The 18,117-nt window shown below is 68.1% G+C and carries 22 protein-coding genes; 11 read left to right on the top strand and 11 right to left on the bottom strand.

The genetic code is table 11. The features are described 5' to 3' along the window. Window positions 1-46: 46 nt before the first annotated feature. Window positions 47-1,126, top strand: a complete 1,080-nt coding sequence (gene bamC, locus AC3A6Y_RS10600; protein ID WP_487868182.1) for an NlpB/DapX family lipoprotein — start codon at window positions 47-49, stop codon at window positions 1,124-1,126. 12 nt (window positions 1,127-1,138) lie between these two features. Further along, window positions 1,139-1,927: an MBL fold metallo-hydrolase gene (locus AC3A6Y_RS10595; protein ID WP_487868181.1), complete on the top strand. Its 789-nt coding sequence runs from the start codon at window positions 1,139-1,141 to the stop codon at window positions 1,925-1,927. Between the two features lie 103 nt (window positions 1,928-2,030). On the opposite strand, the gene AC3A6Y_RS10590 is transcribed toward AC3A6Y_RS10595, so the two are convergent. The 3 genes from AC3A6Y_RS10590 to AC3A6Y_RS10580 all read right to left on the bottom strand — a co-directional run bounded on the left by AC3A6Y_RS10590 (window position 2,031) and on the right by AC3A6Y_RS10580 (window position 4,026). Beyond that, a complete protein-coding gene (locus AC3A6Y_RS10590) occupies window positions 2,031-2,297 on the bottom strand; it encodes a hypothetical protein (protein WP_487868180.1) in 267 nt (88 codons plus the stop codon). A 93-nt stretch (window positions 2,298-2,390) separates the two neighbouring features. Then, a complete protein-coding gene (locus AC3A6Y_RS10585) occupies window positions 2,391-2,897 on the bottom strand; it encodes a hypothetical protein (protein ID WP_487868179.1) in 507 nt (168 codons plus the stop codon). Continuing rightward, a complete protein-coding gene (locus AC3A6Y_RS10580; RefSeq protein WP_487868178.1) occupies window positions 2,887-4,026 on the bottom strand; it encodes a JmjC domain-containing protein in 1,140 nt (379 codons plus the stop codon). The genes AC3A6Y_RS10585 and AC3A6Y_RS10580 overlap by 11 nt, the downstream gene beginning before the upstream one ends. Window positions 4,027-4,040: 14 nt before the next feature. Between AC3A6Y_RS10580 and AC3A6Y_RS10575 the strand changes: the two genes are divergently transcribed. Next, window positions 4,041-4,565 (top strand): FKBP-type peptidyl-prolyl cis-trans isomerase, encoded by a 525-nt coding sequence (locus AC3A6Y_RS10575; protein WP_487868177.1) that lies wholly within the window; start codon window positions 4,041-4,043, stop codon window positions 4,563-4,565. 63 nt (window positions 4,566-4,628) lie between these two features. Here AC3A6Y_RS10575 and AC3A6Y_RS10570 read toward each other — a convergent pair whose 3' ends face one another. The 4 genes from AC3A6Y_RS10570 to coaBC form a co-directional block, all read right to left on the bottom strand. Beyond that, the gene (locus AC3A6Y_RS10570; RefSeq protein WP_487868176.1) at window positions 4,629-5,120 is read right to left on the bottom strand and encodes a glycine zipper 2TM domain-containing protein; all 492 of its coding nucleotides are present in this window, start codon (window positions 5,118-5,120) and stop codon (window positions 4,629-4,631) included. 185 nt (window positions 5,121-5,305) lie between these two features. Next, window positions 5,306-5,752, bottom strand: a complete 447-nt coding sequence (gene dut / locus AC3A6Y_RS10565; RefSeq protein ID WP_487868175.1) for a dUTP diphosphatase — start codon at window positions 5,750-5,752, stop codon at window positions 5,306-5,308. After that, on the bottom strand, window positions 5,749-6,183 hold the full coding sequence (locus tag AC3A6Y_RS10560; protein WP_487868174.1) for a hypothetical protein: 435 nt from the start codon (window positions 6,181-6,183) through the stop codon (window positions 5,749-5,751). The genes dut and AC3A6Y_RS10560 overlap by 4 nt, the downstream gene beginning before the upstream one ends. Next, window positions 6,183-7,406, bottom strand: a complete 1,224-nt coding sequence (gene coaBC / locus AC3A6Y_RS10555; protein WP_487868173.1) for a bifunctional phosphopantothenoylcysteine decarboxylase/phosphopantothenate--cysteine ligase CoaBC — start codon at window positions 7,404-7,406, stop codon at window positions 6,183-6,185. Before coaBC ends, AC3A6Y_RS10560 begins: the two co-directional genes overlap by 1 nt. Window positions 7,407-7,530: 124 nt before the next feature. On the opposite strand from coaBC, the gene pyrG reads away from it, so the two are divergent. From pyrG to AC3A6Y_RS10520, 7 genes are all read left to right on the top strand, one after another. After that, window positions 7,531-9,201 carry a CTP synthase gene (pyrG, locus tag AC3A6Y_RS10550; protein ID WP_487868172.1) on the top strand — a complete coding sequence of 557 codons (1,671 nt, stop codon included), beginning with the start codon at window positions 7,531-7,533 and terminating at the stop codon, window positions 9,199-9,201. A 34-nt stretch (window positions 9,202-9,235) separates the two neighbouring features. After that, entirely contained in the window at window positions 9,236-10,090 is an 855-nt protein-coding gene (kdsA, locus tag AC3A6Y_RS10545; protein WP_487868171.1) for a 3-deoxy-8-phosphooctulonate synthase, read from the top strand. Continuing rightward, on the top strand, window positions 10,087-10,377 hold the full coding sequence (locus AC3A6Y_RS10540) for a DUF1330 domain-containing protein (protein WP_487868170.1): 291 nt from the start codon (window positions 10,087-10,089) through the stop codon (window positions 10,375-10,377). Before kdsA ends, AC3A6Y_RS10540 begins: the two co-directional genes overlap by 4 nt. A gap of 111 nt (window positions 10,378-10,488) precedes the next feature. Continuing rightward, window positions 10,489-11,772, top strand: coding sequence for a phosphopyruvate hydratase (eno, locus tag AC3A6Y_RS10535; protein ID WP_487868169.1), 1,284 nt, complete (start codon window positions 10,489-10,491; stop codon window positions 11,770-11,772). A gap of 18 nt (window positions 11,773-11,790) precedes the next feature. Then, a complete protein-coding gene (ftsB, locus tag AC3A6Y_RS10530) occupies window positions 11,791-12,066 on the top strand; it encodes a cell division protein FtsB (RefSeq protein ID WP_487868168.1) in 276 nt (91 codons plus the stop codon). 8 nt (window positions 12,067-12,074) lie between these two features. Further along, window positions 12,075-12,539, top strand: a complete 465-nt coding sequence (locus tag AC3A6Y_RS10525; protein ID WP_487868167.1) for a hypothetical protein — start codon at window positions 12,075-12,077, stop codon at window positions 12,537-12,539. An 18-nt stretch (window positions 12,540-12,557) separates the two neighbouring features. Further along, a complete protein-coding gene (locus AC3A6Y_RS10520; RefSeq protein ID WP_487868166.1) occupies window positions 12,558-13,517 on the top strand; it encodes a hypothetical protein in 960 nt (319 codons plus the stop codon). Between the two features lie 177 nt (window positions 13,518-13,694). Here the strand turns inward: AC3A6Y_RS10520 and hslO are convergent, their stop codons facing one another. Beyond that, entirely contained in the window at window positions 13,695-14,693 is a 999-nt protein-coding gene (gene hslO, locus AC3A6Y_RS10515; protein WP_487868165.1) for an Hsp33 family molecular chaperone HslO, read from the bottom strand. A gap of 21 nt (window positions 14,694-14,714) precedes the next feature. Then, entirely contained in the window at window positions 14,715-15,239 is a 525-nt protein-coding gene (locus AC3A6Y_RS10510; protein ID WP_487868164.1) for a gamma carbonic anhydrase family protein, read from the bottom strand. Window positions 15,240-15,277: 38 nt separating this feature from the next. Between AC3A6Y_RS10510 and AC3A6Y_RS10505 the strand changes: the two genes are divergently transcribed. After that, window positions 15,278-16,114: a ferritin-like domain-containing protein gene (locus AC3A6Y_RS10505; protein WP_487868163.1), complete on the top strand. Its 837-nt coding sequence runs from the start codon at window positions 15,278-15,280 to the stop codon at window positions 16,112-16,114. Between the two features lie 56 nt (window positions 16,115-16,170). On the opposite strand, the gene AC3A6Y_RS10500 is transcribed toward AC3A6Y_RS10505, so the two are convergent. Together AC3A6Y_RS10500 and xerD are read right to left on the bottom strand one after the other, a co-directional pair. Continuing rightward, complete coding sequence (locus AC3A6Y_RS10500; RefSeq protein WP_487868162.1) at window positions 16,171-17,151, bottom strand: Bug family tripartite tricarboxylate transporter substrate binding protein; 981 nt, start codon at window positions 17,149-17,151, stop codon at window positions 16,171-16,173. Between the two features lie 43 nt (window positions 17,152-17,194). After that, complete coding sequence (gene xerD, locus AC3A6Y_RS10495; RefSeq protein ID WP_487868161.1) at window positions 17,195-18,112, bottom strand: site-specific tyrosine recombinase XerD; 918 nt, start codon at window positions 18,110-18,112, stop codon at window positions 17,195-17,197. Window positions 18,113-18,117: the final 5 nt, after the last annotated feature.

Below are 18,117 nucleotides of genomic sequence, written 5' to 3'. Positions count from 1 at the left end.
GGCGCTCAGACACAGCGCTAAACATTCCACACTAGGAAGAAGACGAGTGAAAACCCTTTCGCGATTCGCACTGCTGGCCCTGGTTGCCAGCCTCGCCGCCTGCTCGGTCCTCGAGAGCGACAAGATCGACTACAAGAGCGCCGGCAAGGCCCCGACGCTGGAGGTGCCGCCCGACCTCACCCAGCTGTCGCGCGAGAACCGCTACGCGGTGCCCGGCAACGCGGTCTCGGCCAATGCCTATCAGGCCGGCGTGGCCAACGCGCCCGGCATTCCGACGGCGGTCGCCAATCTCGGCGACGTGCGCATGGAGCGCACGGGCACGCAGCGCTGGATCGTGGTCAATCGCTCGCCCGAGCAGCTCTGGGACCCGATCAAGGACTTCTGGCAGGAGAGCGGCTTCCTGCTGACCACCGAGCAGCGCAACCTCGGCATCATGGAAACCGACTGGGCAGAGAACCGCGCCAAGCTGCCGCAGGACGTGATCCGCGGCACGCTGGGCAAGCTGGTCGACGCGATCTACTCCACCGGCGAGCTCGACCGCTTCCGCACGCGCATCGAGCGCGGCGCCAACGGCTCCACCGAGATCTTCGTGAGCCATCGCGGGATGCAGGAGGTCTACACCAATACGCGCCAGGACCAGACCGTCTGGCAGCCGCGCCCCAGCGACCCCGAACTCGAGACCGAATTCCTGCGCCGCCTGATGGTGAAGCTGGGCGTCTCGCAAGAGCAGTCGAAGCTCGTCGCGCAGACCAGTGCGCCGGCCAAGACGGCGAGCGTTTCCAATGTCGGCGGCCAGCCCGTCGTGCAGATCAACGAGAGCTTCGATCGCGCCTGGCGCCGCGTCGGCCTGGCGCTGGACCGCACCGGCTTCACCGTCGAGGACCGCGACCGCGCCGCCGGCGTGTACTTCGTGCGCTACGTGCCGCCGAACCCGGACAAGAAGGAGCCGGGCTTCTTCGCCAAGATGTTCAGCTCGAGCAAGGCCGAGGCGCCGCTCAAGTTCCGCATCCTGGTCAAGGGAACGGGCGAATCGAGCACGGTGTCGGTGCAGAACGACAGCGGCGCCGCCGAAACCTCGGCCAATGCCCAGCGCATCGTCCAGGTCATCGCGGACGATCTCAAGTAAGCCGGGCCCCGCATGCTGCGCTTCCGCAGCCTGGGCAGCGGCAGCACCGGCAATGCCACGCTGGTCGAGGCGACCAGCGGCGGGCGCCGTTCGAGGCTGCTGATCGACTGCGGCTTCGGGCTCAAGCACCTGGATGCGCGCCTGGCGCGCGCCGGCCTCACAGCCAGCGACATCGACGCCGTCTTCATCACGCACGAGCACGGCGACCACATCGGCTGCGCCCGTGCTCTGTCGAAGCGCGAGCGCATTCCCGTCTGGATGAGCGAGGGCACCTGGCTCGCCGCCGGCGGGCACGACTTCGAAGGGCGCCTGCGGCTTGCGCGGGATGGCATCGACATCGAAGTGGGCGACATCCTGGTCCAGCCCTTCACCGTGCCGCACGATGCGCGCGAGCCGCTGCAACTGCGCTGCAGCGACGGCGCACGCCACCTCGGCATCCTGACCGACCTCGGGCACGCGACGCCGCATGTGCTGTCGCGGCTGTGGGGACTGGACGCCTTGCTGCTCGAGTTCAACCACGACAGCGAGTTGCTGGCCCGCTCGGCCTACCCGCCCTTCCTGAAGCTGCGCGTGGGCGGCAACTACGGCCACCTGTCCAACGCCGCTGCGGCGGCGATCGCGCGGGCACTGCACCACGGCGGTTTGCATCACGTGCTGGGCGCCCACCTCAGCGAGCAGAACAACCGGCCCGAACTCGTGCGCCGCGCGATGGCCGAGGCGCTGGGGGCGAGCGAGCACGAGATGCTGACGGCCAACGCCTCGGAAGGGTCGGCCTGGCTCGACCTCCGGGCATCGGTATAGGGAGCACCCCTCACCCCTCCCATGCGGCGCTCGCCTCAAATGCTGTGCGTACCAACGGAAAGGCCGCCCGAAGGCGGCCTTTCGCGGAAGCTGCCGTGCAGCATCACTGCTTGGGTGCTTCTTCCTTCTTCTTGGCGGCCTCGGTGGCGGCATTCGCTGCATCCAGTGCCGAAGAAGCGCCGGGCGACGGGGGCGGCGTCGTCGTCGCCGAAGTGTCGGGTGCGGGCGCCGGTGCGGGGGCTGGAGCGGGTGCCGGCGTGACGGCGGCAGGCGGCGGGGTCACGACGGCCGGCGCGGACTCCTCTTTCTTGCCGCACGCGGCAAGGGCAACCGCAGCGACCAACGAGGCGAGCAGGACGGACTTTCTCATTACAGGGCTCCTTTGGATGAAGGTCTCGAAGAAAAAATTCTAGACCTCTACCCTGACCAGAAAGCCCATTGCGCCGCGATTCGCGGCATTGGCTTACAAGCCCAATGTCGTTGCCGGAAATGCCGCTTTCGCATGGCGCAGGCACTCGTCGATGCGTTCGCGCAGCGCCCGCCGGCGCTCTGGATCGCACCCGCAGACGCCGCGCACGCGCTCGACATCGATGCGCGCCAGGCACCAGCCCGGCGTCCAGATGCCGCTGGGCACCTGCGGCAGGCCCGGCCCATCGCAGGCGCGGCATTCGACGATGTGGCTCCACATGCGCCGCCACGTCACGAAGCGCGCGTGCTCGCGCTCGAACACGTCGAAGCGCTGCGCCAGCATCACGAAGCTGCGGCCGGCCGCGGACCAGGCCTGCAGGGCCTCGGCCATCGCGCGTTCGCCCAGCGGCCAGTCGACGAAGGTGGCATCCGCGAACACGATCTCGCGCCAGTTCTCGCGCGCGGCGGCGGCCAGGGCGGCATGCACATGCGCCTCGAAGGCGCGGCGGCCATCGAACGCACCTTCGGGCAGCAGGCTGCCGGTGGAGACTTCATTCGGCATGCAGCCACCCCGCTTCGCACCAGTCTTCCAGCAATGCGCGTGCGTCCTCGCTCGCAGTCGCGAGATCGCGCGGTCCCAGCGTTCGCTGGTCCGCGAGCCGGCGCATGAGCCGGGCGTCGCGGCCCGAGGCGCGGAAGCTTTCGCCGTTGATGTAGAGATGGCGCGCGTCGTAGAGCATGCGCGTGCGGCGGTCGAGCGAGATGCTGCCCAGTGCGTCGGGCAGTTCGCCCTGCTCGAACCACACGGTGGGCTTGGGCTCGGTCATCGATTCGCCCAGCGCGCGGTCGATCGCGTCGGGGTCGCGCAGCGCCGCCATCACGGCCTTGCGCGCGAACGCCTGCAATGCAGCCGGCATCTCGGCCGGCGCGGGCACCGCCGGTTGCGCAGGGTCCTTGTAGTGAACGGCAGATCCGGCAGGTGCGTCCTGCAGAGCCTCGGCATGCGCCTCGGCGATGCGGGCCAGCAGGTCGGCCCCCAGCGGCGCGGCCGCAGGCGCGCGCAGGCCGATGGAATAGGTCATGCAATCGCCGCCTTCGGCCACGCCTTCGTGGGCATACCGCGGCGGCAGGTAGAGCATGTCGCCGGGCTCGAGCACGAAGCTCTCCTCGGGCTCGAAGTGCGCGAGGATCTTGAGCGGCACATCGGGCACGAGCCGCAAATCGCGCTGCTTGCCGATGGACCAGCGCCGCCGCCCATGCGCCTGCAGCAGGAACACGTCGTAGCTGTCGAAGTGCGCGCCGACGCCGCCAGTGTCGCTCGCATAGCTGATCATCAGGTCGTCCAGCCGCGCATCGGGTACGAAACGGAACTGCTGGAGCAATGCATGCACGCCCTGGTGGTGCAGGTCCACGCCCTGCACCAGCAGCGTCCAGGCGGATTGCTTCGGCGAAGGCAGCGCCCGGCGCGCGAAGGGCCCGTGCTTGAGCGCCCATCCGCTCTTGCCGTGGCGGATCAGCCGCGACTCCACCTCCTCGCGGCCGGCGAGCGCGAACAACTCCTCGCGCCCGATCGATGGCACCATGCCGGGAATGGCCTGGCGCACCAGCAAGGGCTTTTTCTGCCAGTGGCGCCGCATGAACTGCGCGGCGCTCAGGCCGCCGAGCAGGGCCAGGGGTCGTTGAATCTCCATGGGAGAATTCTCGTATGGAAATCTCTGAACAATGCGTGGTCGGCCTGACCTGGACGCTGAAGGACACCCTCGGCGACGTGCTGGACGTGCTCGAGGAACCGGTGGAGTTCCTGGTCGGCGGCGACGATCTCTTCGACGCGATCGAGGCCGCGCTGCTCGGTCATGAGCCCGGTGCCCGCGTGCAGCTGCAGCTCGAGCCCGAGCAGGCCTTCGGCGACTTCAACGATCAACTGCTTTTTCTCGAGCCGCGATCGCTCTTCCCCGAGGGCATCGAGGAGGGCATGACTTTCGACGGCGCCGCGCTGCCGGCCGGCGTGAATCCCGACATGCCCAAGGATGCGATCTACACCGTGAGCGAGATCTACCCCGAGCACCTGGTGCTCGACGGCAATCATCCGCTGGCGGGGATCGCGCTGCGGCTGGATCTCACGGTGCGCTCGGTGCGGGAAGCGACCGAGGAGGAAATCGGCCGCGGGACGGCCGGGACCGGCTTCTTCAAGGTATCGCCCACGACGCCGGGCAGCGGCACGCTGCACTGAACAGGCCGATCGACAGGCGAAAAAAAGCCGGGCGGTGCCCGGCTTTTCGTTTTGGCTGCGCGCTCAGAAGCGCGAGATCTGCCCGCCGTCGATGCGCACGCGGTCGCCGATGCGCAGGTCGCCCGGGCTCGGCACATCGAAGGAGCGATAGCCGCCATGGTCCGTCTGGATCGAGACGCGGTAGCTCTCGTAGACACGCGGCGCGTTCGCATTGGCCTCGATGCTGTTGCCCAGCAGGGCACCACCGACCACGCCCAGTGCCGTGGCCGCGGCGCGTCCGCTGCCGTGGCCGAACTGGTTGCCCACCACGCCGCCGAGGACGCCACCCGCCACGGCACCTCCGCCGCTGGTGCCGGCGCCGGAGCTCTGGCTGCGGATCACCTCGATGTTGGCGACGCGGCCGTACTCGACATAGGGCGATTGGGCCGCCGGGTAGCTGGGCTGGTAGCGGTAGCGCGAAGTCTGGTAGACCGGCTGGGGCGCCACGCACGCGGTCAGCGCAGCAAGCGCGAGCGCGGAGGCGGTGACGGAAACAAAACGAGTTGGGCTTTTCATGCTGTGTACTCCTCGAAACAGGTCGGCGCAATGCGCTCTCCATGGGCTCTAACGGATTGCACCGCTGCGCGATGACCGTGAACACATGTTGAAACCTTCGATGCCCAGGCCATATCGCCGGTTCCGTTCTTTACCTGTGAGCAACATGGCCCAGGCCCCGCAAGCCTGCGCCTACACGGCCCCGGTCAGTGCTTGCCGGTCGAGCCGTAGCCGCCTTCGCCGCGCTCGCTCGGCGGAAACTGCGCGACCACACGGAACTGCGCCTGCACCACCGGCACGATCACCAGCTGCGCCAGCCGCTCCATCGGCTGCAGCACGAAGGCCGTGTCGCTGCGGTTCCAGGCGCTGACCTTGAGTTCGCCCTGGTAGTCGCTATCGATCAGTCCCACCAGGTTGCCCAGCACGATGCCGTGCTTGTGGCCCAGGCCCGAGCGCGGCAGGATCAGCGCCGCATAGCCCGGGTCGGCCAGGTGGATCGCGATGCCGGTGCCCACCAGTTGCCAGGCGTTGGGCGCCAGCGTGATGGGCGCATCGAGGCAGGCGCGCAGGTCCAGCCCGGCGCTGCCGGGGGTGGCGTAGGCAGGCAGTTGGTCCTGCATGCGGGGATCGAGGATTCGGACGTCGACGTTCACTTCGAGTTGCGCTTTCGTTGCTGTTGCAGTTGCTGTTGTCGTTTCGCGGCTTCTTCCAGCCATTGCTTCCAGTTCTCCACGCCCGGCGGGAACACCAGGTGCTTGAGCTTGTAGGCCAGCCACAGGCCGCCCGCGAACAGGGCCACGACGAGGACCAGGGACGCATCGGCCGCCAGCAGCACCAGCAAGGCCAGTAGCCAGGCGATGCCGAGCCCCTTGAGCAGGTTGCGGCCCAGGCCGGCGCCGATGGCCGCCGGACGCGCCTCCGCCTGCTGCTGGGCCGGCGGCATTTGGTGCTGCTGCGTCATGCCGACGTCGAGCCCATGCTCGCCCTCTTGTACCGGGCCGCGGGGCTGCGCGGCCTGCGCGGTGAGGCGCTCGACGTAGCGGGCGAAATCGCCGTCCGGCGGCGTGTTCCATTGCGGATTCATCACGGACTCCCTGGCGGCAATCGCGCCGCAATCTCGGCCACGAGGTCGCGCGCCAGCGCCAGCTTGGGCGCACGGGGCAGCTCGCGCACGCCATTGGCATCGACGAGCAGCAGGCTGTTGTGGTCCTGGCCGAAGGTCAGCGGGCCGATGTTGCCCACCAGGAGCGGAATCCCCTTGCGCTCGCGCTTGGCCTTGGCATGCGCGGCGAGGTTCTCGCTCTCGGCGGCGAAGCCCACGCAGAAGAGCTTGCCGGCCTTGGCGCGCTCGCCCTGCGCAATGCTCTGCAGGATGTCGGGGTTCTCCACGAAATGAAGCACCGGCGCCTGGCCGCTGCCGTCCTTCTTGATCTTCTGCTCGCTCTGCGAGGCCGGCCGCCAGTCGGCCACCGCGGCGGTGGCGATGAACACCGACGCGCTCTGTGCGGCCTGCCGGCAGGCCTCGAGCATCTCCCGGGCCGACTGCACGTCGATGCGCGCGACGCCGCGCGGCGTGGGCAGATGCACCGGGCCTGCCACCAGCGTGACCTCGGCGCCGGCCTCGCGCGCGGCGCGCGCGATCGCGAAGCCCATCTTGCCCGAGGAGTGGTTGGTGATGCCGCGGATCGGATCGAGCGCCTCGAAGGTCGGCCCCGCCGTGACCACCACCTGCTGCCCGGCCAGCACCTTGGGCTGGAACTGGGCCACGATCTCCTCGAACAGTTGCTGGGGCTCGAGCATGCGGCCATCGCCGGTCTCGCCGCAGGCCTGCCATCCGCTGCCCACGCCCAGCACGCGTGCGCCGTCGGCATCGACCTGGCGCAGGTTGCGCTGCGTCGCAGGATGAACCCACATCTCTCGATTCATGGCAGGTGCGATCAGCAAGGGCACGCGCTCGATGGGCCGTGCGAGGCACAGCAGGCTCAACAGTTCGTCGGAACGCCCCTCGACCAGCCGCGCGATGAAGTCCGCGCTGGCGGGCGCCAGCACGATCGCGTCGGCCTCCCGGCTCAGGTTGATGTGCGGCATGTTGTTGGGCTCGCGCGCGTCCCACTGCGAGGTGTAGACCGGCCGCCCCGACAGCGCCTGCATCGTGACGGGTGTCATGAACTGGGTCGCCGCCTCGGTCATCACCACCTGCACGGTGGCGCCGGCCTTGACCAGCAGCCGGCACAGCTCGGCCGACTTGTAGCAGGCGATGCCGCCCGTGAGGCCCAGGACGATGTGTTTGCCGGCGAGGTCTTGCATATAAGCCGGCAATGTAGCAGCCCGGCTACGCACGCGTTCGCCGCGTGGCCCCGCGTCTTCGACGCCATGAGGCCGCACCTATAATCTGCATTTCCCACTGCCCGGACCCACGTTCGGAACTGGCATGACCAAATTCGTCTTCGTCACCGGTGGTGTGGTGTCTTCCCTTGGCAAGGGAATCGCCTCCGCCTCGCTCGCCGCACTCCTCGAGTCCCGCGGCCTCAAAGTCACCCTCATCAAGCTGGACCCCTACATCAACGTCGACCCCGGCACGATGTCGCCCTTCCAGCACGGCGAAGTCTTCGTCACCGACGACGGCGCCGAAACCGACCTCGATCTCGGCCACTACGAGCGCTTCATCACGACGCGCATGCGCCGCGCCAACAACTTCACCACCGGCCAGATCTACAAGACCGTCCTCGAGAAGGAGCGCCGCGGCGACTACCTCGGCAAGACGGTGCAGGTCATCCCGCACATCACCAACGAAATCCAGGAATACGTCAAACGCGGCGCCGGCATCGCCACGCCGCACGAGGTCGACGTCGCCATCGTCGAGATCGGCGGCACCGTGGGCGACATCGAGTCTCTGCCCTTCCTCGAGGCCGTGCGCCAGATGAGCCTGCGCATGGGCCCCAACAACTCGGCCTTCGTGCACCTGAGCTACGTGCCCTGGATCGCGGCGGCCGGCGAGCTCAAGACCAAGCCCACGCAGCACACCGCCAAGGAGCTGCGCGCCATCGGCATCCAGGCCGACGCCCTGCTGTGCCGCGCCGACCGGCCCATCCCCGACGACGAGCGCGCCAAGATCTCGCTCTTTTCCAACGTGCCCGAGTGGGGCGTGATCTCGATGTGGGACGTGGACACCATCTACAAGGTCCCGCGCATGCTGCACGAGCAGGGCCTGGACGGCCTGATCTGCGACAAGCTGCGCATCAACACCCCTCCGGCCAAGCTCAAGCGCTGGGACGACCTGGTCTACGAGGTCGAGCATCCGCAGAAGGAAGTGAGCATCGCGATGGTCGGCAAGTACGTCGACCTGTCCGACAGCTACAAGTCGCTCAACGAGGCACTGCGCCATGCCGGCATGAAGAACCATGCGCGGGTGAAGATCGAATACATCGACTCCGAGACCATCTCGCCGCAGGATGTGGCCCGGCTCGGCAAGTACGACGCCATCCTGGTGCCTGGCGGCTTCGGCCAGCGCGGCGTGGAAGGCAAGATCGCCGCGGCGCGCTTCGCCCGCGAGACCAAGGTGCCCTACCTCGGCATCTGCCTGGGCATGCAGGTCGCGACCATCGAGTACGCGCGCAACGTGGCGGGCCTCAAGAATGCGAACAGCACCGAGTTCGACCCCGACACCAGCTGCCCGGTGATCGCCCTGATCACCGAATGGAAGGACCGCGACGGCACCATCAAGCTGCGCGACGAGAAGTCCGACCTGGGCGGCACCATGCGCCTGGGCGCGCAGAGCTCCGACGTGGCGCCCGGCACGCTGGCCCACAGCATCTACGGCGATGTGGTGACCGAGCGGCACCGCCACCGTTACGAAGCCAATGTGAACTACCTCGACGAGCTGCGCCGCGCCGGCCTGGTGATCTCGGCGCTGACGCAGCGCGAGCACCTGACGGAGATCGTCGAGCTGCCGCAGGACGTGCATCCCTGGTTCATCGGCGTGCAGTTCCACCCCGAATTCAAGTCCACGCCATGGAGCGGCCACCCGCTGTTCAACGCCTTCATCAAGGCGGCGCTCGAACATCAGGGCGCGGACAAGCAGGCATTGAAGGTCGTCGCATGAGCGGCGCCGGAGCGACGCAAGCGTGGGGGGATCTATGAAGCTTTGCGGATTCGACATCGGGCTGGACAAGCCCTTCTTCCTGATCGCCGGACCGTGCGTGGTGGAGTCCGAGCAGCTGCAGATGGATACCGCCGGCACGCTGAAGGAAATCACCTCCTCGCTGGGCATCCCCTTCATCTTCAAGAGCAGCTTCGACAAGGCCAACCGCTCCTCGGGCACCAGCTTTCGCGGCCCGGGCCGCGACAAGGGCCTGGAGATCCTGGCCAAGGTCAAGCGGGAGCTGGGGTTGCCGGTGCTGACCGACGTGCACACCGAAGAGGACATCACGGCCGCCGCGCTGGTGGTCGACGTGCTGCAGACCCCGGCCTTCCTGTGCCGGCAGACCGACTTCATCCGCGCCGCGGCGCAGTCGGGCAAGCCGGTCAACATCAAGAAGGGGCAGTTCCTCGCGCCGCACGACATGAAGAACGTGATCGACAAGGCGCGCGCGGCCGCCAAGGAAAAGGGCCTGCCCGAAGACAGCTTCATGGCCTGCGAGCGCGGCGCCAGCTTCGGCTACAACAACCTGGTGTCGGACATGCGCTCGCTGGCGATCATGCGCGAGACCGGCTCGCCGGTGGTCTTCGATGCCACCCACTCGGTGCAGCTGCCCGGCGGCCAGGGCACCAGCTCGGGCGGCCAGCGCGAGATGGTGCCCGTGCTCTCGCGCGCCGCGGTGGCGGTGGGCGTGGCGGGCCTCTTCATGGAGACGCACCCCGACCCCGCCAACGCCCTGAGCGACGGCCCGAACGCCGTGCCGCTCAAGCACATGAAGGCGCTGCTCGAGACCTTGCTGGCGCTCGACCGCGTCACCAAGAAGAACGAATTCCTGGAGAACTCCTTCCAATGAGCGCCTACATCATCGCCAACGTCGAAGTCACCAATCCCACGCAGTACGAGGACTACAAGAAGTGGTCCTCCGAGGCCATGAAGGCGCACGGCGCCGAGGTCTGCGTGCGCGGAGGCAAGGTCCACGTGCTGGAAGGCGACTGGAATCCGCAGCGCCTGGTGGTGCTGAAGTTCCCGGACGTGGAGGCGGCGAATAAGTTCTATGCCTCGCCGGAATACGGCAAGGCACGCGAAGCGCGCGCCGGAGCTGCGATCATGCGCATGGTCGTTGTCGAAGGAGTGGCCTGATGGCTCTCCTTCGGAGCCCATGCGTCCTCCCCTCCCCTGCCCTTCCCCTGGCGGGGAAGGTTTGATGCGCAAGAACCAAAGCTGATTTTCGAAGAGAGAAGGTAACAAGCAATGAGTGCAATCGTTGACATCGTCGGGCGCGAGATCCTCGACAGCCGCGGCAACCCCACCGTCGAATGCGACGTGCTGCTCGAATCGGGCACCATGGGCCGCGCCGCGGTCCCCTCCGGCGCTTCCACCGGCTCGCGCGAGGCGATCGAGCTGCGCGACGGCGACAAGGGCCGCTATCTGGGCAAGGGCGTGCTCAAGGCCGTCGAGAACATCAACACCGAGATCTCCGAAGCCGTGCTGGGCCTGGACGCCAGCGAGCAGGCCTTCCTGGACCGCACGCTGAACGACCTCGACGGCACCGACAACAAGGGCCGCCTGGGCGCGAATGCGACCCTGGCCGTGTCGATGGCCGTGGCCCGCGCTGCGGCCGAAGAATCGGGCCTGCCGCTGTACCGCTACTTCGGCGGCATGGGCGGCATGCAACTGCCGGTGCCGATGATGAACGTCATCAACGGCGGCGCGCACGCCAACAACAGCCTGGACCTGCAGGAGTTCATGATCATCCCGGTGGGCGCGCCCAGCCTGCGCGAGGCCGTGCGCTACGGCGCCGAGGTCTTTCATGCCCTCAAGAAGATCCTGCACGACCGCGGCATCAGCACGGCCGTGGGCGACGAGGGCGGCTTCGCCCCCAGCGTCGAGAACCACGAGGCCGCGATCCAGCTCATCCTGGAAGCCATCGACAAGGCTGGCTACGCCGCCGGCACCCAGATCGCCCTGGGCCTGGACTGCGCCGCCAGCGAGTTCTACAAGGACGGGCAGTACGTGCTCGCCGGCGAGAACCTCACCCTGTCGGCCGGCAACTGGGCCGACATGCTGGCGACCTGGGTCGACAAGTACCCGATCATCAGCATCGAGGACGGCATGCACGAAGGCGACTGGGACGGCTGGAAACTCCTGACCGAGCGCCTCGGCAAGCGCGTGCAGCTGGTGGGCGACGACCTGTTCGTCACCAACACCAAGATCCTGCAGGAAGGCATTGACAAGGGCATCGCCAACTCGATCCTCATCAAGATCAACCAGATCGGCACGCTGACCGAGACCTTCGCCGCGATCGAGATGGCCAAGCGCGCCGGCTACACCGCCGTCATCAGCCACCGCTCGGGCGAGACCGAGGACTCCACCATCGCCGACATCGCGGTCGGCACCAACGCCGGCCAGATCAAGACCGGCTCGCTGTCGCGATCGGACCGCATCGCCAAGTACAACCAGCTGCTGCGCATCGAGGAAGACCTCGGCGACGTCGCCAGCTACCCCGGACGCGCGGCCTTCTACAACCTGCGCTGACCCGCGGGACGGAGCACCATGCGTTCGCGCATCGTTCCGGTCATCCTGGTCCTGTTGCTGCTGATTCTCCAGTGGCAACTGTGGACCGGGCGCGGCAGCGTGCGCGACGTGGCGCAACTGAAGGACAAGCTGGCCGAGCAGAAGGACGTCAACGCGAAAGCGGCGCTCGCCAACGACCGGCTCAACTCCGAAGTCAACGACCTCAAGCAGGGGCTGGAGATGGTGGAGGAGCGCGCACGCCAGGAGCTCGGCATGGTCAAGCCCAACGAAGTGTTCGTGCAGATCACGCGCTGAAGGCTTTCATGACCCCCGCCCTGCCAACCGGCTGCGTGATCGCGCTGCTCGGCGCAGATGACAGCGGCAAAGCCAGGCTGAGCGAAGCGCTCGCGCAACGGCTGGCGCAGCGCGGCATCCTGGCGCACCTGGTGGTCGAGCCCCTGTGGAAAGGCTCGTTCGATGCCGGCGCGCTCGAGGCTCATCGTGGTGCCCTCATCCTGCTCATCGCACCCGCCTCGCCGACCCCGGTCGACGACCTGCTGCGCAAGGCACTCATGGACGCGAAGCTGAGCTTTGCAGTGGTGCACGGCGAGGGCGCGGAACAGCTGGCCAACGCGTGGAATGCAATCAAGCCCGCAGCGGATGCCGATGCCGGCAGCGCTGCTGCTCCGGAGGGCGCCATCGCGTGGTCCTGGACCTGCGAGAAGTGCTCCGACCCGGCCTGCGAGCACCGATTGTTCAGCGATCTTGTCGCCGGACGCTCGTCATAGCGAAGAGGAACCGAAGGAATGAAGCATCTCAGACTCCGCGCAGCCGCCCTGCTGGGGGCCCTGCTGACTTGCGCAGCGGCTTCGGCCGCGCCGGCCCAGGCCACCGTGAGCAACGACACCCACAAGACCGCCTGCGCCGAGGAGGACAACGTCTCCCTCAATCTCGACGGCGCCCGCATTCGCCGCTTTCGCGTGGAGGCACTGCCGCCTGCCTACCTCGCCAGCATCGAGCAGGACCGCACGGCACCTGATTTCTCGGGTTGCAACTTCGATGGCGGCACGCACCCGACCGACCCGCGCTACAGCTTCAAGGAGCGGCGCAAGGTGCTGCACGACGGCCCGCGATGGCAGGTCGTGGGCATCACCCTCCCCTCCTTCTGGCGGCCCGAACGCGTGCCGGTGCGCGTCGACGGCCGGCAAGATCGCGGCTTCCACATGATCCAGGTCTTTGCCAAGACCGGCGCCAAGCCGCTGGAGGCGATCGTCATGTACCCGTCCGACGGCTACTGGCGCATCAAGCCCCTGCCCGCGCCGCGTTTCGGCGACGGCGTGTACGGCTCCTCCTTCGTCATGGGCCCGGTCGAGCAGGCCGGCAGGCCGATGGCGCGCATTGCATCGATCGCGATCGACACCAAGCCGCTGGTCTTCAAGCTGCGCTTCGCGAACGGCGGCGAGGCGAAGGTCGACGTGCGCGAGATCAGCGAGGCGCGCACCACGCTCGACGTGGCCATGACGCCGGGGCGAGGCCAAGGCGCGCGCTTCGCGGTGCTGCGCTCGATGTATGTCGCGCCGGACAACGCGGACATGAGCGAAGTGGCATGGCGGCCCACGCCGGATGCCGCCGAGCAAAGCAAGCCGCTGCCGGAGGTCAGGACGCTGCAGGCGGCCGATGTTCGCTTCGGCCGCAGCATTCCCTCGCGCCACAACACCAGTGCGCCGGACATCCGCTTCGGCCGCTTCGCGACCGGCGTGCGCTGACACCGACTCGCCTTCGATAAGCAGAACCGTTCGGGCCGAGCCTGTCAAAACCAGCCCCGCTCGGGCTGAGCCTGTCGAAGCCAACCCCGTTCGGGCTAAGCCTGTCGAAGCCAACCCCGTTCGGGCTGAGCCTGTCGAAGCCCTCGCGCAGCACTTCGCCCCTTCGTCGAACGCCCCCTACTGCATCACCGGGCTCGCCGGCAACTGGTCGCTCGGCGCAGTAAAAATCTGCGCCGCGTCGACCGCATCGAAGCGGTACTGCTTGCCGCAGAAATCGCAGCCCACCTCGATGTCGCCGCGCTCCACGAGGATGGACTCAGCCTCCTCCTGACCGAGCCCGCGGATCATCTGCGCCACCCGCTCGCGCCCGCAGGTGCAGGCGAAATGCGGGCCCAGCATGCCGCTCTGCGGCTCGAAGCGCAGCAGCTTCTCTTCCCAGAACAGGCGGCGCAGGATCGTCTCGACGTCGAGCGTGAGCAGCTCGTCGCGCGTCAGGCTGGCGGCAAGGATGGCGATTCGGTTGTAGTCCTCGTTGTGGCCGATCTGGTCCACGCCGATCGGGTCGCTGGCGCCGCGGCCGGTGCCCTCGAGGTTGGCCGCGCCCTTGACGGGCAGTCGCTGGATCAACAGGCCGGCCGCCACCTTGTCGTCGGCGGCGAGCACCAGCGTGGTGTCGAGCTGCTCGCTTTGCAGCATGTAGTGCTGCAGCACCTCGCTGAGCCGCTCGAGCTTGCGGCCGTCGCCATCGACCAGCGGCACCACGCCCTGATACGGCTGCTGCCCCGGGAGCTTGTCCTTGGGATCGAGCGTGATCGCGCAGCGGCCCTTGCCGTTCGCGTTGACCATCTCGGAAAGATGCGCATCGGGATCGAGCTCGCCGAGCACCTTGGCGGTGGCGCGCAGGCTGAGATCGGGTTTGACTTCGGCCACCGCGACCTTGACCGGCCCGTCGCCGAAGATCTGCAGGATCAGCGCGCCGTTGAACTTGATGTTGGCCTGCATCAGCGTGGCCGCTGCCGTCATCTCGCCGAGCTGCTCGGCCACGCGCGCGGGGTACGGGCCGGTGGCAGTGTTCGAGGCACGGCGCGCCAGGATCTCTTGCCAGGCATCGGTCAGGCGCACGATCATGCCGCGCACGGGCAGGCCGTCGAACAGGAATTTGTGCAACTCGCTCAAGGCAGTCTTTCCGATCGGCTCTCAGCCGATCTTCCTCAGGCCCTTCGCGAAGCGGCGGGCGTTTTCCACATAGTGATCGGCGTTCTTCCGAAGCCGCTCGGCGGCGGCATCGTCGAGCGTGCGCACCACCTTGGCCGGCGCCCCGATGATCAGCGAGTTGTCGGGAAACTCCTTGCCCTCGGTCACGACGCTGCCGGCGCCGACGATGCAATTGCGGCCGATCTTGGCGTTATTCAAGATCACCGCGCCGATGCCGATCAGCGAGTTGTCGCCGATCGTGCAGCCGTGCAGCACGACGTGGTGGCCCACCGTCACGTTCTCGCCGATGGTCATGGGCACGCCGGCGTCGGCGTGCAGCATCGAAAGGTCCTGCACGTTGCTGTTGCGGCCGATGGTCAGCGTGTCGCTGTCGGCGCGCGCCACCACGCCGAACCAGAGGCTGGCGTTGTCGCCCATGATGACGCGGCCGATGGCGGTCGCGCTGTCCGCCACATAGGCGCCCTGCCCGAGTTGCGGTGCCACGCCGTCGAGTTCGTAGAGGGCCATCTCCAAGTCTCCTGGGGTGCAAAACTAGAATTGTAGGGATGCAGCACCCTCGCCTCGATGCCCTGGCCGCGCTGCGCCTCACCGACCCCGACCAGAAGGTGGCCGCGACGCATGCCGCGGCAGCGCGGATGCGGGCGCATCCGGCGCCCGCCACGCCCGTGCGCACCGAAGGCGACGAGGCCGGCGTGCCCGGCCGTCCGGACCGGCCGTTGCGCGTGGCCGCCACCGCGGTGGAGAAACGCTCGCCCTTCACGCCCGAAGGCCGGGCGGCGCTGATCCATTCGATCTGCCACATCGAATTCAACGCCATCAACCTCGCCCTCGACGCTGCCTGGCGCTTCGACGGCATGCCCGAGGCCTACTACCGCGACTGGCTGCGCGTGGCCGACGAGGAGGCCCTGCACTTCACTCTGCTGCACGAGCTCCTGCGCGGCATGGGCTGGCGCTACGGCGATTTCACGGGCCACGACGGCCTGTGGACCATGTGCGAGAAGACCCGGCACGACGTGCTGGCGCGCATGGCGCTGGTGCCGCGCACGCTGGAAGCGCGCGGGCTGGATGCAACGCCGCTGATCCAGGCCAAGCTGCGCCGCGTGAACACGCCGGATGCGATCCGGGCCTGCGAGATCCTGGACATCATCCTGCGCGACGAGATCGGCCATGTCGCCATCGGCAACCGCTGGTACCGCTGGCTTTGCGAACGAGAGGGGCTGGACCCGATCGCGCACTACCGCGTGCTCTACCGCCGCCACGAAGCGCCGCGCCTGCGGGCTCCCTTCAACCTCGAGGCCCGGGCGCGCGCGGGCTTCACTCCGGAGGAACTGGAGGCGCTCGCGTCCCCGGCTGACAAGCCTGCTTCGCAGCAGGAAGCCTAGACACACGATCAGCTTGGCGCGACGTTCCCTGCCGCAGGGCGGCCCGCGCCCCTGCTTCAGTCGTTCTTGATGCCCGCCGCCTTCACGATGCGCGCGTTGCTCTCGTACTCCTCGGCGATCTCGTCGGCAAAGGCCTCCGCCCCGCCGCCGGCGGGCACGTTGTCGGTGGCAACCAACCGGGCCCGCAGTTCGGGACTGTCCAGCGCCTTGTTGATCTCGGCGTTGTACTTGGCGATCAGGATGGCGGGCGTTCGAGCGGGTGCGAACACGCCGAACACGGAACTGAGATTGGCCGCCGGAAAGCCCAGCTCGGCCAGCGTCGGCACCTTCGGCAGGCTCTGCAACCGGACCGGCGCGCCCACCGCGAGCGGGCGCAGCTTGCCCGAGCGGATATGCGGTGCCACCGCCGGCCCCGCGTTGATCGACAGGATCTCGAACTGCGCGCCCAGCGCATCGTTCATCTGCTGCGCGCCGCCCTTGTAGGGCACATGCGTGATGTCCACCCGCGCCGCGCTGCGCAACTGCTCCAGCAGGATGTGACCCAGCGAGGCCTGGCCCGAAGTGGCCCAGCGCACCGCCCCCGGCCGGGCCCGCGCGTCCTCCATCAGCGTGCGGAAATCGCGCGTGCCCGTGGCCTCCGTGGCCAGCAGGAGCACGGGCGAGTACATGACGCTCGCCACCGGCGTGATGTCCTTCAGCGGGTCGAAGGGCGACTTGCCGAGGTGCGGGTTCAGCACCAGCGGGCTGATGGCCGCGAAGCCCAGCGTCGCGCCGTCGGGCGGGGCCTTGGCGACCGCATCCATGCCGATGGTGCCGCTGGCGCCCGCCTTGTTCTCGACCACCACCGTGCTGCCCAACTGCATGGCCAGCCTTTCGGCCAGTGCGCGCGCCACCACGTCGCTGACACCGCCGGCCGGATAAGCCACGACCATGCGAATGGTCTTCGGGACGGCCTGTGCATGCACGGCCGCGACGGCGAGGCTGCAGGCCACGCCCAGCAGCCAGCCACGGACGCGAGGGGAAAGCTTCCGGGTCATCGCTTCGTTCCTTGTCGCTCGATTCCTTCACATGGCATGCACTTCATCCGCGCGGATGGTGCTGCGCATGCAATTGTTTCAGGCGCTCGCGCGCGACGTGCGTGTAGATGGTGGTGGTCGAGATGTCCGCATGGCCAAGCAGCAGTTGCACCGCGCGCAGGTCGGCGCCGTGGTTGAGCAGGTGCGTGGCGAAGGCGTGGCGCAGCGTGTGCGGCGACAGCGGCACATGGATGTCCGCCGCCTGCGCGTGCTTCTTGACGATCATCCAGAACATCACGCGCGTCATCCCCGCGCCGCGTGCGGTGACGAAGAGATCGGCCGTCTGCTGGCCGTCGAGAATGGCCGGCCGCGACTCGTGCATGTAGCGCTCGATCCAGCGCCGCGCCTCGCCGCCGAAGGGGACCAGCCGCTCCTTGCTGCCCTTGCCCAGCACGCGCAGCACGCCGTCGTTGAGGCTCAGCTCGAAGACCTTGAGCGCCACCAGCTCGCTCACGCGCAGCCCGCTCGCGTACATCAGCTCGAGCATCGCGCGGTCGCGCAGTCCCAGCGGCGTGTCGATGTCGGGTGCGGCAAGCAGGTCGTCCACCTGCTTCTCCGACAGCGTCTTGATCGCGCGCGGCGCCTGCCGCGCGGGCACCAGCCGCAGGCTGGGATCGGCACCGATGCGCCGCTCGCGCACGGCCCAGCGGAAATAGCGCTTGAACACCGTCAAGCGCCGGTTGGCCGAGGTCGCCTTGCCCCGGGCCGTGAGCCGCGCGCCCATGTAGGCCTGCAGATCGCTTTCGCGTGCGGCGTCCAGCGCCCGGCCGCCCTGGGCATGCAGCCATTGCGCGAACAGCGCCAGATCGCGCCGGTAGGCCGCCAGCGTGTTCTTCGACAGGCCGTCCTCGAGCCACAGCGCGTCGATGAAGTCATCGATCTCGGGCGTGGCGAGGGGCGTGTCGAGGATGGCCGCAGTCATGGGAC

The organism is Variovorax sp. Soil_C_17, from assembly GCF_057657265.1.
Note: the sequence above shows the minus strand (reverse complement) of the source record. Positions and strands in the feature narration are given on the sequence as shown.